This window comes from Bradyrhizobium sp. NBAIM08, assembly GCF_020193935.1.
Classification (GTDB): Bacteria; Pseudomonadota; Alphaproteobacteria; order Rhizobiales; family Xanthobacteraceae; genus Bradyrhizobium; species Bradyrhizobium yuanmingense.
On record NZ_JADYVR010000002.1, the window covers coordinates 483,456 to 497,117 of the forward strand.

General features: G+C 64.5%; 12 protein-coding genes. 9 read left to right on the top strand and 3 right to left on the bottom strand.

Features of this window, described 5'->3' with window-relative positions:
* Nucleotides 1-18: 18 nt before the first annotated feature.
* Nucleotides 19-1,791 carry an aspartate--tRNA ligase gene (aspS, locus tag I6F37_RS08445; RefSeq protein WP_225150929.1) on the bottom strand — a complete coding sequence of 591 codons (1,773 nt, stop codon included), beginning with the start codon at nucleotides 1,789-1,791 and terminating at the stop codon, nucleotides 19-21.
* Nucleotides 1,792-1,988: 197 nt separating this feature from the next.
* Here aspS and I6F37_RS08450 point away from each other — a divergent pair, with 197 nt between their 5' ends.
* The 3 genes from I6F37_RS08450 to I6F37_RS08460 all read left to right on the top strand — a co-directional run bounded on the left by I6F37_RS08450 (nucleotide 1,989) and on the right by I6F37_RS08460 (nucleotide 4,477).
* On the top strand, nucleotides 1,989-3,461 hold the full coding sequence (locus tag I6F37_RS08450) for a YdiU family protein (protein WP_225150931.1): 1,473 nt from the start codon (nucleotides 1,989-1,991) through the stop codon (nucleotides 3,459-3,461).
* A gap of 12 nt (nucleotides 3,462-3,473) precedes the next feature.
* A complete protein-coding gene (locus I6F37_RS08455) occupies nucleotides 3,474-4,046 on the top strand; it encodes a hypothetical protein (protein ID WP_225150932.1) in 573 nt (190 codons plus the stop codon).
* A gap of 101 nt (nucleotides 4,047-4,147) precedes the next feature.
* A complete protein-coding gene (locus I6F37_RS08460) occupies nucleotides 4,148-4,477 on the top strand; it encodes a hypothetical protein (RefSeq protein ID WP_225150934.1) in 330 nt (109 codons plus the stop codon).
* On the opposite strand, the gene I6F37_RS08465 is transcribed toward I6F37_RS08460, so the two are convergent.
* Complete coding sequence (locus I6F37_RS08465; RefSeq protein WP_225150937.1) at nucleotides 4,396-5,739, bottom strand: M23 family metallopeptidase; 1,344 nt, start codon at nucleotides 5,737-5,739, stop codon at nucleotides 4,396-4,398. The genes I6F37_RS08460 and I6F37_RS08465 overlap by 82 nt on opposite strands.
* A gap of 253 nt (nucleotides 5,740-5,992) precedes the next feature.
* On the opposite strand from I6F37_RS08465, the gene I6F37_RS08470 reads away from it, so the two are divergent.
* From I6F37_RS08470 to I6F37_RS08485, 4 genes are read left to right on the top strand one after another with little or no spacing between them, the layout of a single operon-like run.
* Nucleotides 5,993-6,844 (top strand): phosphodiesterase, encoded by an 852-nt coding sequence (locus I6F37_RS08470; protein WP_225150939.1) that lies wholly within the window; start codon nucleotides 5,993-5,995, stop codon nucleotides 6,842-6,844.
* A 1-nt stretch (nucleotide 6,845) separates the two neighbouring features.
* On the top strand, nucleotides 6,846-7,796 hold the full coding sequence (locus tag I6F37_RS08475; RefSeq protein ID WP_225150941.1) for a carbohydrate ABC transporter permease: 951 nt from the start codon (nucleotides 6,846-6,848) through the stop codon (nucleotides 7,794-7,796).
* Nucleotides 7,793-8,662: a carbohydrate ABC transporter permease gene (locus I6F37_RS08480; protein ID WP_225150943.1), complete on the top strand. Its 870-nt coding sequence runs from the start codon at nucleotides 7,793-7,795 to the stop codon at nucleotides 8,660-8,662. The genes I6F37_RS08475 and I6F37_RS08480 overlap by 4 nt, the downstream gene beginning before the upstream one ends.
* An 11-nt stretch (nucleotides 8,663-8,673) precedes the next feature.
* Nucleotides 8,674-10,005: an ABC transporter substrate-binding protein gene (locus I6F37_RS08485; RefSeq protein ID WP_225150945.1), complete on the top strand. Its 1,332-nt coding sequence runs from the start codon at nucleotides 8,674-8,676 to the stop codon at nucleotides 10,003-10,005.
* A 76-nt stretch (nucleotides 10,006-10,081) separates the two neighbouring features.
* On the opposite strand, the gene I6F37_RS08490 is transcribed toward I6F37_RS08485, so the two are convergent.
* The gene (locus I6F37_RS08490; protein ID WP_225150947.1) at nucleotides 10,082-11,071 is read right to left on the bottom strand and encodes a zinc-dependent alcohol dehydrogenase family protein; all 990 of its coding nucleotides are present in this window, start codon (nucleotides 11,069-11,071) and stop codon (nucleotides 10,082-10,084) included.
* A gap of 103 nt (nucleotides 11,072-11,174) precedes the next feature.
* Between I6F37_RS08490 and I6F37_RS08495 the strand changes: the two genes are divergently transcribed.
* Nucleotides 11,175-12,074, top strand: coding sequence for a LysR family transcriptional regulator (locus I6F37_RS08495; RefSeq protein ID WP_225114151.1), 900 nt, complete (start codon nucleotides 11,175-11,177; stop codon nucleotides 12,072-12,074).
* Between the two features lie 351 nt (nucleotides 12,075-12,425).
* Nucleotides 12,426-13,574 carry a ribonuclease D gene (gene rnd, locus I6F37_RS08500; protein WP_225150948.1) on the top strand — a complete coding sequence of 383 codons (1,149 nt, stop codon included), beginning with the start codon at nucleotides 12,426-12,428 and terminating at the stop codon, nucleotides 13,572-13,574.
* Nucleotides 13,575-13,662: the final 88 nt, after the last annotated feature.

Consider the following 13,662-nt stretch of genomic DNA (forward strand, 5'->3'; position numbering starts at 1 on the left):
AGAGGCGTAGCCTCACCTTCACTTCTGCGGCAGGTTTACCCGGATGTGCAGCTCGCGGAGCTGTTTCGTGGTGGCTTCCGACGGGGCGCCCATCAGGAGGTCCATGGCCTGCTGGTTCATCGGGAACAGCGAGATCTCCCGTAGATTCGTGGTGCCACAGAGCAGCATCACGATGCGGTCGACACCCGCGGCCATGCCGCCATGCGGCGGTGCGCCGTACTGGAAGGCGCGGTACATGCCGCCGAAGCGGTCGACCACTTCCTGCTCGCCGTAACCTGCAATCTCGAACGCCTTCACCATGGCTTCCGGCACGTGGTTGCGGATGCCGCCCGAGGCGATCTCGTAGCCGTTACAGGTGATGTCGTACTGGAACGCCTTGATCGTCAGCGGATCCTGCGACTTCAGCGCCTCCAGGCCGCCCTGCGGCATCGAGAACGGGTTGTGCGAGAAGTCGACCTTCTTGTCGTCCTCGTTGTACTCGTACATCGGGAAGTCGACGATCCAGGCGAGCTCGAACCGCTCCTTGTCGGTGAGGTTCAATTCCTCGCCGACCTTGTTGCGGGCGAGACCTGAGAACTTCCAGAACTTGTCGGGATCGCCGGCGACGAAGAAGGCGGCATCGCCTTCCTTGACGCCGAGCTGCGCGCGGATCGCGGCGGTGCGCTCGGGCCCGATGTTGTTCGCGAGAGGACCTGCGCCCTCGCCGCCCTCGCGCCACATGATGTAGCCGAGGCCGGGCTGGCCCTCGCCTTGCGCCCACGAGTTCATGCGGTCACAGAAGGCGCGGCTGCCGCCGCCCGGTGCCGGGATCGCCCAGACCTGGTTCTTGGGATCTTCGAGCATGCGCGCGAACACCTTGAAGCCGGAGCCGCGGAAATGCTCGGAGACGTCCTGCATCTCGATGGGATTGCGCAGGTCCGGCTTGTCGCTGCCGTACTTGCGCAACGCCTCGGCGAACGGAATCCGGCGCCAGCCCTTGGTCACCGGCTTCCCCTTGGCAAACTCTTCAAAGACGCCCGTGATCACAGGCTCCATCGCCGCGAAGACGTCTTCCTGCGTCACAAAGCTCATCTCGACGTCGAGCTGGTAGAACTCACCGGGCAGACGGTCGGCGCGCGGGTCCTCGTCGCGGAAGCAGGGCGCGATCTGGAAGTAGCGGTCGAAGCCCGACATCATCAGCAGCTGCTTGTACTGCTGCGGCGCCTGCGGCAGCGCGTAGAACTTGCCGGGATGGATGCGCGACGGGACGAGGAAGTCGCGCGCTCCTTCCGGCGAGGACGCGGTCAGGATCGGCGTGTTGAACTCGAAGAAGCCCTGCCCCTCCATGCGCCGGCGCATCGACTTGATGATCTCGACGCGCGTCATGATGTTCTGGTGCAGCTTCTCGCGACGCAGATCCAGGAAGCGATACTTGAGGCGGATGTCTTCGGGATATTCCTGGTCGCCGAACACCGGCAGCGGCAGGTCGCCGGCCGGGCCCAGCACTTCGATCTCGCTGATGTAGACCTCGACCTTGCCGGTCGGCAGATCGTCATTGTCGGTGCCCTCGGGGCGGCGGCGGACCTTGCCGTCCATCTTGACCACGAATTCCGAGCGCAGCTTTTCGGCCAGCGAGAACGCCGGCGAGTCCGGGTCGACCACGCACTGGGTCAGGCCGTAATGGTCGCGCAGGTCGATGAACAGCACGCCGCCATGGTCGCGGACGCGATGGACCCAGCCGGAGAGGCGGATGGTCTCGCCGATATTGCTCTCGCGGAGCGCGCCGCATGTATGTGACCGGTAGCGATGCATGGTCGTCCCAAAATCAATGTCTGAAGGAAGCGAATCGAACGGCCCGTGATGGCCGGTCCGAAGTTGCGGCAGGGTTTACCCCGGCAGGACGGGGGCGGCAACCAAGGGAACGGCCGGATTTGGACCTCAGATGCCCATTTTTGGCTTATCCGGGGACGAACCTTTGCCGATTGACGTTCCAGCCCTATCTTGAGGTCATGACGGTGCATTTCCCCTTCCAGAACTCCTATTCGGCGCTGCCGGACAACTTCTTCGCTCGCGTCGCGCCGACCCCCGTCGCCGCCCCCCGGCTGATCAAGCTGAACCGGCCGCTGGCGGTCCAGCTCGGGCTTGATCCTGATGTGCTGGAGACCCCTGAAGGCGCGGAAATCCTGGCCGGCAAGACGGTTCCCGCCGGAGCGGATCCCATCGCCATGGCCTATGCCGGGCACCAGTTCGGGCATTTCGTGCCGCAGCTCGGCGACGGCCGTGCCATCCTGCTCGGCGAGGTCATCGACAAAGACGGCGTCCGCCGCGACATCCAGCTCAAGGGAAGCGGCCCCACCCCATTCTCCCGCCGCGGCGACGGCCGCGCGGCGCTCGGCCCGGTCTTGCGCGAATACATCGTCAGCGAGGCCATGTTTGCGCTGGGCATCCCGACCACGCGCTCGCTCGCCGCGGTCGTCACCGGCGAGCACGTCATCCGCGAGACCGCGCTGCCCGGCGCGGTGCTGACCCGCGTCGCCTCCAGCCACATCCGCGTCGGCACTTTCCAGTTCTTCGCCGTCCGCCGCGACACCGAGGCGATCCGCCGGCTCGCCGATCACGTCATCACGCGCCATTATCCGGACCTGCTCCACGCCGAGCGGCCGTATCACGCCCTGCTCGCCGCCGTGGTCGCGCGCCAGGCCGAGCTGATCGCGCGCTGGCTGCTGGTCGGCTTCATTCACGGCGTGATGAACACCGACAACAGCTCGATCTCGGGCGAGACCATCGATTATGGCCCGTGCGCGTTCATGGATTCCTACAATCCTGCCCAGGTGTTCTCCTCGATCGACGAGATGGGCCGCTACGCCTATGCCAACCAGCCGCGCATCGGCTTGTGGAATTTGACGCGGCTTGCCGAATGCCTGCTGCCGCTATTTTCGGACGAGCAGGAGAAGGCCGTCGCCGAAGCCCAGGACATTCTCGGCGCGTTCTCCGACCAGTTCAGCGCGGCCTATCAGGCCGGCTTGCGCAGGAAGGTGGGCCTGTTCACGGAGCGCGACGGCGACGATGCGCTGATCCAGGACCTGCTCGACGCCATGGCCAAGAACCAGGCCGACTTCACCCTCACCTTCCGCAAGCTCGGCGAGGCCACTGGCGATGAGGCTGCGGACGTGCGCGGCCAGTTCATGGAGCCCGCAGCCTTCGACGAATGGGCCGGCCGCTGGCGCGCACGCATCGCGCTGGAGCCGCAAACCGCCGCCGAGCGCCAGGCCGCCATGCACGCGGTCAACCCGCTCTTCATCCCGCGCAACCACCGCGTGGAGGCCGTGATCCAGGCCGCGGTGAACGACGGCGATTACGCGCCGTTCGAGGAGCTGGTGCAGGTGCTGGCGAGGCCGTTCGACGACCAGCCGGAGTATGCGGCCTACGCCGACCCGCCGCTGCCGGATCAGCGCGTGTTGCAGACGTTCTGCGGGACGTGAGGCAAGCGGAATATGCATCCCGAATGGCGCCTCGAAGTGGCGGAACTACTTGTTGCCCGACGCTATTCGGAAGCGCTCACGCTGGTTCGCCAAGCGATCGAGGAAGGCAACATGTCCGCACGCGTGATTCTCGCGAAGATGGGCGAGAATGCAGGCCTCGTGCGTGATGAGGTCGATCGTCTGATCGATGAGGTCGAAACTACCATGGCCCCCGCAGACGTCGAAACGCATCTCGAATTGAGTAGCGCGTATGACCGAAGGCTCGGCAACCTCCCCTATCTCGAGAAGGACAGGCGGTGCTTCGATCACCTGCTGAAAGCGGTCGAACTCGGAGCCGGACCGGTTTACACGACCGCGCTGGCCATCAAATACGGGGTGGGCACGCTGTCCGTTGAGGCCAATCAGGACGAGGCCGTCCGCTGGCTCAAACATGCAATCCAGCAAGGTAGCGTTGAAGCCGCCGATCAATTGCAGAGGCTCTATCGACACATCGAGCAAACGCGGCGCAAACGCGAGATCTCCGGCAGCAATGCGTCCGCCCACTCGGTCACTCTGGTCCAGCGAACTGAGAGCGATCGGTCGTGATCACGCAACTCCCGGACGACTTTCGGTTCTCCGGACCCGAAATGCCGCTCTGCTCCCTCGCAATTCGGATCGCAGACCTCGCAAAACGCTTCGGCTTCACGTTGATCCATTATCAGGACGACGGCCTCGGCTGGGCCGCCTCGATGTTCGTGAGGCTGGAATCCGGGCGGCCCCTCTTTCTGACCGAGCACGCGCATGCAGTCGAGCACCTCGGCGCAAAGGGCCCTGTGGTCGAGGTTGATGCGCAAGATATCGCGGAGATCGATGTCAAACCATTTGTCGGCGAAGTGTTGGAGGCTTTCCAGCTGTCACTCCAGGATGCCGACTGGATCACGCCGGTCGACAGGGCCTATGCGCGCGATTGGATCCGCTGGTGGGCCGACCATGTTGCGAAGCGAGATCGAGCGGGCAACGGAGAGTCGCCGACATGAATGATCCACTCACTGCCGACGAGATCGAGGCGATCAAAGCGCGATGCGAACAGGCTACCGCCGGTCCGTGGAAATCGTTCATCGAGACGCGCGAGAATATCAGCGGATCTGACTTCATCCAGACCGAAGGCGAGGATATTTACCTCACCGGCGCAACGGAAGCCGATCAGGACTTCATCGCTCACGCGCGGCAGGACATTCCAAGACTGATCGCCGAAATCGAGCGTTTGCGCACGATCGATCGTTAACCCCCTACTTCGTCGCCTTCCTGACGCCGCCGAACGATGCCACGTCGAATTTCTGAGGATCGACGGTCTCGTAGCGTGACCACTCCATGTCCGGCATCTTGCCGTAGCGTTCGCTCCAGGCTTGTCCGTCGTCGTGTTGCCGGGAGCGACGGGGCGAAGCTCGAAATGCAGCACCTTGCTCGGGCCGATCTCGCCGATCGTGTCCTTCGCTTTGACGGTCGCTCCCACCCTGAGTGTCTCGCCTTTCGGACCGACCACGCGGCCGAGCTGGACGTAGCGCGTGTAGACGATGCCGCCATTGGGATAGGTGTGCTTGAGCACGACGTATCGGCCGCAGCCGCCGATCCCGGGAAAATCGGCCGGCGCCTGCTCGCCGGTCTCGATCTTGACGATAACGCCGTCCGCCATCGCTGCCACCGGAGCGCCCGGCTTGTCGGCGGTGAAATCGACACCGGGATGCTCGTCGTGGGTCCAGCATCCGCAGGATGTCATCGTCGTGTCCGCCGGCTTGTCGGCACGTGGAAAGCTGCGCGGGGTCAGGAATTCGCTGACCAGCAGTCCCGGCCCGTCGGGCGAGGTGAAGGCGTGGATCGCATAAAGCGAGAGCTTGCCGCCGACCGGCACCTCGTTCGGGAGAAACCCGTAAACCACGTCCTGCATGAAGACCTTGAGCTCGCGCCCCTTGGCGGAGCGCACCGTGATGCAGTTGGTCGCCTGCAGGCTGTCGGCATCCTGCTTGGGCATGCCGCTCATGATCAGAGACCGCTTGAGCGCTCCGTTGGCACACGGCTCGCCGTGAGAGGCCAGCGTGACATCGAGCTTCAGCGGCGACATTGGGTAGACGTCCATGCCGGTGGCGGGCCGCCGGCGCGCCAGGAATTCGTCGAGATCGGTCTCCTTGTAGCGGGCGAAGTTGAACTCGGCCGCGGTCGCACGCGGACCGGTGCTCAACACGGCAAGCAGGACGGAGAGAGAAGCAAGCAATCCCAGCTTGCGGAAGACTCGCGGCGGCATTGGGGAAACTCGTGATGCAAATGAGGCTTGGACCCAGCAAACCATGACCGCATCTTCACGGCAAGGTAGCTCCTTCACTGCAGCGCAATCGTGAGGCGCCGTCCGCGTCGCATCTGCCCCCGGAGGCGTGTCCACATCTTCAGCAGGCCGCGGGAACCGCTGTCATCAAACTGAAACACACGCGCTCTAACGGGCTGACAGCGCCGTCTTGCCGGAGGCGCCGATCCTCCCACCGTCTCCATTTAGGCGCGCCATGCCCTTTAAATTCATCCACCTCACCGACACGCATCTCGCGAATCCCGGCTCGATGCTCTACGGCCTCGATCCGCGCGCCCGGCTGGATGCGGCGATCGCCGACATCAACAAGCATCAGTCCGACGCTGCGTTTGCGGTCGTGACCGGCGACCTCACCCATTGGGGCGAGCCTGAGTCCTACGCCAACTTCGCCGAGGCGATGGCGGCGCTGAAACTTCCCTACATCGCGATGGTCGGCAATCACGACAAGCGCGTCACCTGCCTCGACGCGCTGAAGGCGGCGCCGCGCGATGCCAACGGCTTCGTGCAGGGCACGCGCACCACCGAGCACGGCCTGTTCGTCTTCCTCGACACGCTGGACGAGACCAGCCATGCCGGCGAGATGTGCGCAAAGCGCCTCGGCTGGCTGGCGAATACGCTCGCCGCCGCATCCGCCGACCAGGAATTCGTCGTGTTCATGCACCATCCGCCTTTCCCGGTCGGCGTCCACGCCATGGACGAGATCGCGCTGAAGCAGAGCGCCGAATTCGCGGAAGTCATCGCGCCCTATCGCGCGCGGATCCGCCACCTCTTCTTCGGCCATGTGCACCGGCCGATCTTCGGCAGCTACGGCAAGATCCCGTTCTCGACGCTGCGCGGCACCAACCACCAGGTCTGGTTCGAGCTCGACGTTGCGGCCAGCGAGCATCTCGCCAGCCACGAGCCGCCGGCCTATGGCGTCGTGCTGATCGACGACGAGAACCTCGTCGTGCACAGCCACGATTTCCTCGACCAGAGTCTGCGCTTCCCCTTCGAGCCGCCGGCGGGAGTGGACGGCCGCGACTACGCGCTCAATTTCCGGGCGCGATGAGATGAGCCTCGCTGAACCCGCGGCTCTCCCGGTCGCGACGTCGGCGGCACCGCGCCTGCACCTTCTGAAACGGTTCACGAGCCGCTTCAAGGCCTCGCTGCCGGCCTATCTGCTGCTCCTGCCCTCGCTGGTCTTCCTCGCGCTGTTCACCTATGGCGCGATGGGGCGCGTGCTGATCGATGCGCTCTATCAGCGCGCGACGCCGAAGGCGCCGGTGCGTTTCGTCGGCTTTGAGAACATCAGCGCGGTGCTCGCCGACCCCGCCTTCGCAGGCGCCGTCGTCAACAATTTGATCTACGCCTTCGGCACGGCGGTGCCGAGCATTGCGCTTGCGCTGTTGTTCGCGCTGGCGCTGTCGCGCACCAACGCGGTGACCAGCGCGCTGCGCGCCGCGCTGTTCCTGCCGGTGCTGATCCCGATGGTCGCGGCCTCGGCGCTGTTCCTGTTCATCTTCCTGCCGAATGTCGGCCTGCTCGATTATTACATCGGCCGGCTGCTGCCGGTGCTGCCGAACTGGCTCGGCGATCCCGACATCGCGCTCTACGCGATCATGGTCATCACCGTCTGGAAGAACGCCGGCTATTACATGCTGTTCTTCCTCGCCGGCCTCCAGGCCGTGCCCGAGGACGTGATGGAGGCGGCGCATCTCGACGGCGCCGGACCGTATCGGCGGCTGCGCCATATCATCCTGCCGGAGCTCAAGCCCACCTTCCTGTTCGTCACCGTCATCGCCACGCTGAATGCGGTGACGCAGGTCGACCACGTCTTCGTCATGACTCAGGGCGGGCCGTCCAATGCGACCAACCTCGTGCTGTTCTACATCTACCAGCAGGCGGTCGAGCACTACGACATCGGCAAGGCTTCGGCGGCGACGCTGCTGACGCTGGCCGCGCTGATGGCCCTCACGGCGCTGTCCTTCCGCACCATGGCGAGCCGCGAGGGCGGGCCATGAAGCTGTTTGATACGCTGTGGAAGGACGCCCCGCTCGCCACCCGGGGCGAGATCACACCCAAGCTCGGCTTCGCCCTGACCGTGCTGCTCGCAATGGTCTGGCTGATCCCCTTCCTGTGGATGGTCGTCGCGACGCTGCGCCCCGCGTCCGACGGCATCAACGCCATGGCCGAGCTGATGCTGAGCCTCAAACCCACGCTCGACAATGTCAGGGATGCCTGGGAAATCGGCGATTTCCCGCGCTATACGCTCAACACCACCATCATCTGTACCGGCATTCTCTTGGTGCAGTTCGTCACGATCACGCTGGCCGGCTTTGCCTTCGCGCGCCTCGATTTCGCCGGCAAGACGCCGATCTTCTACCTGTTCCTGATGCAGCTGATGCTGGTGCCGGTGCTGCTGATCGTGCCGAACCTGTCGCTGGTGGCGCAGCTCGGTCTCTACGACACGCTCACCGGGGTGATGGTGCCGTTCTTCGCCTCGGCCTTCGGCACCTTCCTGATGCGCCAGGCGTTCGAGGCCATTCCGACCGAGCTGGAAGACGCCGCGCTGATCGATGGCGCCGGTCTGTTCCAGCGCATCCGCCACATCTACGTGCCGCTGTCGATGCCGAGCTTCTCGGCCTTCGCCATCATCTCCGTGACCAGCCACTGGAACGACTTCCTGTGGCCCCTGATGGTGATCAATTCGCCGGACAAGCGCCCGCTCACGATCGGCCTCTCCGTTTTCACCAAGACCGCCGAAGGCACGCAGGCCTGGGGCACGATCGCCGCCGGCACGCTCATGGTGATCGCGCCTCTGCTCGTCGCCTTCCTGATCTTCCAGAAACGCTTCATCAGCTCTTTCGTCACCTCAGGCATCAAATAGGAGATTTTCCGATGCTGTTCTCCCGCAGGCTCATGCTCGGCCTTGCCATGGTAGGCACCATGGCAGGCGTCCTCGCCGTTCCGGCCAAGGCCGAAGGTCCGACCGAGGTCGACCTGTTCTTTCCCGTCCCCGTCGACGGCAAGCTCGCCCGCGACATGGGCACCCTGATCAAGGAGTTCAACGAGACTCATCCCAACGTCAAGGCGACCGCGGTCTACACCGGCTCCTATGACGACACGCTGATCAAGACGCGCGCCGCGATCAAGGCCGGCAAGCCGCCGGCCGCCGTGATCATGTCGGCGAACTTCCTGCTCGACATGCAGATCGAGAACGAGCTCACCAATCTCGATGCGCTGATCAAGGCCGACGGCACCACCAAGGACCAGTTCCTCGGCCAGTTCTTCCCGGCGCTGCACGGCAATGCCGTGATCAACCGCTCGGTCTACGGCGTGCCGTTCCACAATTCGACGCCGCTGCTCTACATCAACGCCGACAAGGCCAAGGAAGCGGGCCTTGATCCGAGCAAGCCGCCGCAGACCTGGGCCGAGCTCACCGACTGGGCCAAGAAGCTGACCAAGCGCGAGGGCGACAAGGTGACCCAATGGGGCATCGCGATCCCCTGCGCCTACGACTATTGCGGCTGGATGATGGAAACGCTCACCATGAGCAATGGCGGGCGCTACTACAACGAGGAGTTCGGCGGCGAGGTCTATTACGACACGCCCTCGATGCTGGGTGCACTGACCTGGTGGAACGACCTGATCTACAAGCACAAGGTCCACACGCCCGGCGCCACGCCCGGCCCTGCGGTGAGCACCTCCTTCATCTCGGGCAATGCCGCGATGATGATGCTGTCGACAGGCTCGCTCACCTATGTGCGCGACAACGCCAAGTTCCCCTACAAGGTCGCCTTCATCCCGCGCAACGTCCGCAATGCCGTGCCGATCGGCGGCGCCTCCCTGATCATGCCGGCCGGGCTTGAGGCCGACAAGCAGAAGGCCGCCTGGACGCTGATCAAGTGGATGACTTCGCCCGAGAAGAGCGGCTGGTGGAGCCGCGCCACCGGCTATTTCGCGCCGAACATGGCCGCCTACAAGACGCCGGAGATGGTCGAATTCCTGGCCAAGAACCCGGACGCCAAGACCGCCGTCGAGCAGCTCGACGTCGCAAAGCCGTGGTTTGCGACCTACAAGACCGTGCCGGTGCGCAAGAACCTCGAGGACGAGGTGATGCTGGTCCTCAACGGCAAGAAGCAGCCGAAGGAAGCCCTCGCCGCCGCCCAGAAAGCCGCCGACGAGACGCTCAAGCCGTACAATGCGGAGACGTCGCTGAAGCTGCCGTAAAATCGGCTGTCCATCGCACGAACAAGCTTCGGCGCCCCGTCATGCGGGGCGCCGAATGCGTTGGGAATGCGCTCGATCAGATCGTCACCACGATCTTGCCGAACTGATCGTTCGACTCCAGAAACCGATGCGCTTCGACGATGTCCTCGAAGCGGAACGTCCTGGCGATGACCGGCTGCAACGTGCGATCCGACAGCCCGTCGAGAATGAACGCCTTGGCCTGCGCAAGGCGCGCCGGATCGCGGATGATCTCGTGCACGAGGTAGCCGCGCAACACCAGGCTCTTCGTCAACACGTTGAAGAGCGGAAACGGCGTCGGCTCAGGACTCAATCCACCATATTCGATCAGGATTCCGCCCGGCGACATGGCCGCGGTCAGCGGCTCGAACGCGGGACCACCGACGGCGTCGAAGACGACGCGGACCCCGTTAGATCCGGCGATGGCCTCCAGCCGCGCCCGAATGTCGTCTTCGTCCGAGGCGACGACATGGGCCGCGCCGGCATCGCGCAAGGCCCCAAGCTTGGCCGAGGTCCGCGTCAGCGCGACCGCCGTCGCGCCGACCCGGTTCGCAATCTGAATCGCCGCAATCCCGACGCTGCTGGATGCAGCGGTGATGGCGACGATGTCCCCTCGACCAAGTCGGGCGATGTCGACCAAAGCGCCGTAGGCCGTCAGATACTGCATCCACACGGCCGCCGCCTTCTTGAAGCCGAGCTCCGGCGGATGTTTCACGATGAGTTCGGCCGGAAACGTCGCGAGCTCGGCATAGGCCGGCCATCGCACCATCGACAGCGGCGGCACGATGCTCACGATATCGCCCGGCACAAAGCTCGTCACATCGTCCCCGACCGCTTCGACGATGCCGGCCGCCTCGAGACCCAGCCCAGATGGAAATGTCGCGCGCTCGATATAGGTCCCCGTTCGCAACAAGGCCTCGGCGCGATTGAGGCCGAGTGCCTTGACCCGGATCTGCACCTCGCCCGTCGCCGGTGACGGAACATCGATCGTTTCGATGCGCAGCACGTCGGGACCACCATGGCGATAAAAGCGAACGGCGCGGGCCATGGATGCACTCCAAAACAGTTGAACTGAATAGAGCTATGCCGATCCGTGCGAAGGGAATAAATCGCCCAAGCAAGCCAAAAGTCGAAACCAGGAGTTTTCAATCATGGACCGCCTGACCAGCATGGCCGTGTTCGTCAGGGCCGTCGATCTCGGCTCGTTCGCGGCTGCGGCCGATGCCCTGGAGATGTCGGGGCCGATGGTTGGCAAGCACGTCCGTTTCCTCGAAGAGCGCCTCGGGGCACGGCTCCTCAACCGCACCACGCGGCGCCAGAGCCTGACCGACGCCGGCCAGGCCTACTACGAACGCTGCCGCGCGGTGCTGAGCGAGGCCGAAGCCGCAGATAGCGTCGTTGCCGACCAGCTGTCGGAGCCGCGCGGCAGGCTGCGCGTCACCATGCCGGCCCTGCTGGGACGGCACTGCATTGCGCCGTTGCTGATGAAGCTCGCGCGGAAATATCCGCATCTCGAACTCGACCTCTCGTTCGGCGATCCGATTGCCGACATCGTCGAGGCCGGCTACGATCTGGCAATCCGAACCGGCGATCTCGACGACCAGTCCGGCCTGATCGCACGGCGCATCGCAAGCCAGCGCATGGTGGTATGTGGCGCGCGGTCGTATTTGCGCACGAGCGGCAGGCCGAAATCGCTCGACGATCTCGCCGCCCATCAAGCGATCATCTATCGCGGCTCAGGGCGTGTCCGGCCGTGGCTCTTTCCGCAGGAGGGCGGACCTCAGCGCGAGATCATGCCATCGGGCCGGCTCCGACTTGACGACCTGGAGGCGATTGCCGATGCCGCGGCACAAGGCATGGGTCTCGCCTGGCTACCCTATTGGCTGGTCCGCGAGCGCCTCGACACGGGTGCGCTGGTCAATCTCTTCAGCAGTCAGCCCCAATTCCTCTACGAGTGCCACGCTCTCTGGCCGCGCTCACCCCGGCTGCCGCCGAAGGTGCGCGCCGCCGTGGACATCCTCGCGACCGGCTTGCCGAAGCTGATGGCGTGACCATGGCTGCGCCCAATTAACTTCTCGTCCACCATCCGGCCCGGCCTGGCGCCGGTAACCACGAGAATTAACAGACCCTCAACGCACCCCCGACAAATCTATCAATGTTTCTGGAGATTTCGCCGTGGATCTGTTGGTTTTCGAGTTCCTGGGATTGGCCTTGGTCGCCATGTGCGTGATCGTGGTGGCGCTGCCCTGCGCCCGCAAATCCTCGCACCGGATCCGTTACGAATAGGAATTTCGTCGGAAAGGGACGATTCCGGCCCGATGCAAGGCTCGAATTCGCTTAGAGCCCCTTGACATCACAGCACTTTCGGCGGAACGGCTGATACCAAGTGTCATGGGCCGTTCATGGATTTAATTACCACCACCGCTGACCTCGCGGCTGCCTGCAGCCGGCTGGCCAAGCACCCCGTCATAACAGTCGATACCGAATTCCTGCGCGAGACCACTTACTACCCGCTGCTGTGCGTGGTGCAGATGGCCAGCGCCGAGGAAGCCGTGGTCATCGACACCCTGGCCGAGGGGATCGATCTCAAGCCGTTCTTCGAGCTGATGGGCAACGAGGGCTTGCTCAAGGTGTTTCACGCCGCCCGCCAGGACATTGAGATCATCTGGCACCAGGCGGGCATCATCCCGCACCCGGTGTTCGACACCCAGGTGGCTGCGATGGTGCTCGGTTACGGCGACAGCATCGCCTATGACGCGCTGGTCGAGAAGGTCACCGGCCACCGTCCGGACAAGACCCACCGCTTCACCGACTGGTCGCGCCGGCCGCTGACCAAGGAGCAGATGCATTACGCGGTCTCCGACGTCACCCATCTGCGCGACGTGTTCGCCGCGCTCGACGCCGACCTGAAGAAACGCCGCCGCAGCGAATGGGTCTCCATCGAGATGGAGGTCCTGACCTCCCCCCGCACCTATGATTTCCATCCCGAGCGCGCCTGGGAGCGCCTGAAGACGCGGGTCCGCAAGCCCAAAGACCTCGCGGTGCTGATGGAGGTCGCGGCCTGGCGCGAACAGGAGGCGCAGAGCCGCGACGTGCCGCGCGGCCGCGTGCTGCGCGACGAAGCCGTCACCGATATCGCGACCCACGCGCCGACCACGCTGGAGAAGCTCGCCCATCTGCGCTCGGTGCCGAAGGGGTTCGAGAAATCCAAATGGGGCGCGGACATCATCGCCGCGGTCGAGCGGGGGCTGGCGCGGGACTTCTCGAAGCTGCCCAAGCTGGAGAAACCGCGCAACAATTCCAACGGCGCCGCCATCGTCGAGCTGTTGAAGGTGCTGTTGCGGATGACCGCCGAGCGCCACGCAGTCGCAAGCAAGGTGATCGCGACCGTCGACGACTTAGAGGAGATCGCGGCGGACGATGAGGCCGACGTGCCCGCCTTGCGCGGTTGGCGCCGCGAGCTGTTCGGCGACGCCGCGCTGAAGCTCAAGCGCGGCGAGCTCGCGCTCGCGATCGAGAAAGGCCGCGTGATCGGGGTGCAGCGGGCGTAGGGGCACGCTGTCGCGCCGATTTCCCGTCATTGCGAGCCAACGGCTCCGCGCGAAGCGCGGCCCGATAATCCAGAATCCCTCGTCGGAA

Bases quoted from the DNA above. Each gene is read 5' to 3' on its own strand.
- I6F37_RS08495 (WP_225114151.1), top strand. From the start codon at position 11,175: ATGGACCGCCTGACCAGCATGGCCGTGTTCGTCAGGGCCGTCGATCTC.
- I6F37_RS08490 (WP_225150947.1), bottom strand. From the start codon at position 11,071: ATGGCCCGCGCCGTTCGCTTTTATCGCCATGGTGGTCCCGACGTGCTG.
- I6F37_RS08475 (WP_225150941.1), top strand. From the start codon at position 6,846: ATGAGCCTCGCTGAACCCGCGGCTCTCCCGGTCGCGACGTCGGCGGCA.
- aspS (WP_225150929.1), bottom strand. From the start codon at position 1,791: ATGCATCGCTACCGGTCACATACATGCGGCGCGCTCCGCGAGAGCAAT.
- rnd (WP_225150948.1), top strand. From the start codon at position 12,426: ATGGATTTAATTACCACCACCGCTGACCTCGCGGCTGCCTGCAGCCGG.
- I6F37_RS08470 (WP_225150939.1), top strand. From the start codon at position 5,993: ATGCCCTTTAAATTCATCCACCTCACCGACACGCATCTCGCGAATCCC.
- I6F37_RS08485 (WP_225150945.1), top strand. From the start codon at position 8,674: ATGCTGTTCTCCCGCAGGCTCATGCTCGGCCTTGCCATGGTAGGCACC.
- I6F37_RS08480 (WP_225150943.1), top strand. From the start codon at position 7,793: ATGAAGCTGTTTGATACGCTGTGGAAGGACGCCCCGCTCGCCACCCGG.
- I6F37_RS08465 (WP_225150937.1), bottom strand. From the start codon at position 5,739: ATGCCGCCGCGAGTCTTCCGCAAGCTGGGATTGCTTGCTTCTCTCTCC.
- I6F37_RS08450 (WP_225150931.1), top strand. From the start codon at position 1,989: ATGACGGTGCATTTCCCCTTCCAGAACTCCTATTCGGCGCTGCCGGAC.
- I6F37_RS08455 (WP_225150932.1), top strand. From the start codon at position 3,474: ATGCATCCCGAATGGCGCCTCGAAGTGGCGGAACTACTTGTTGCCCGA.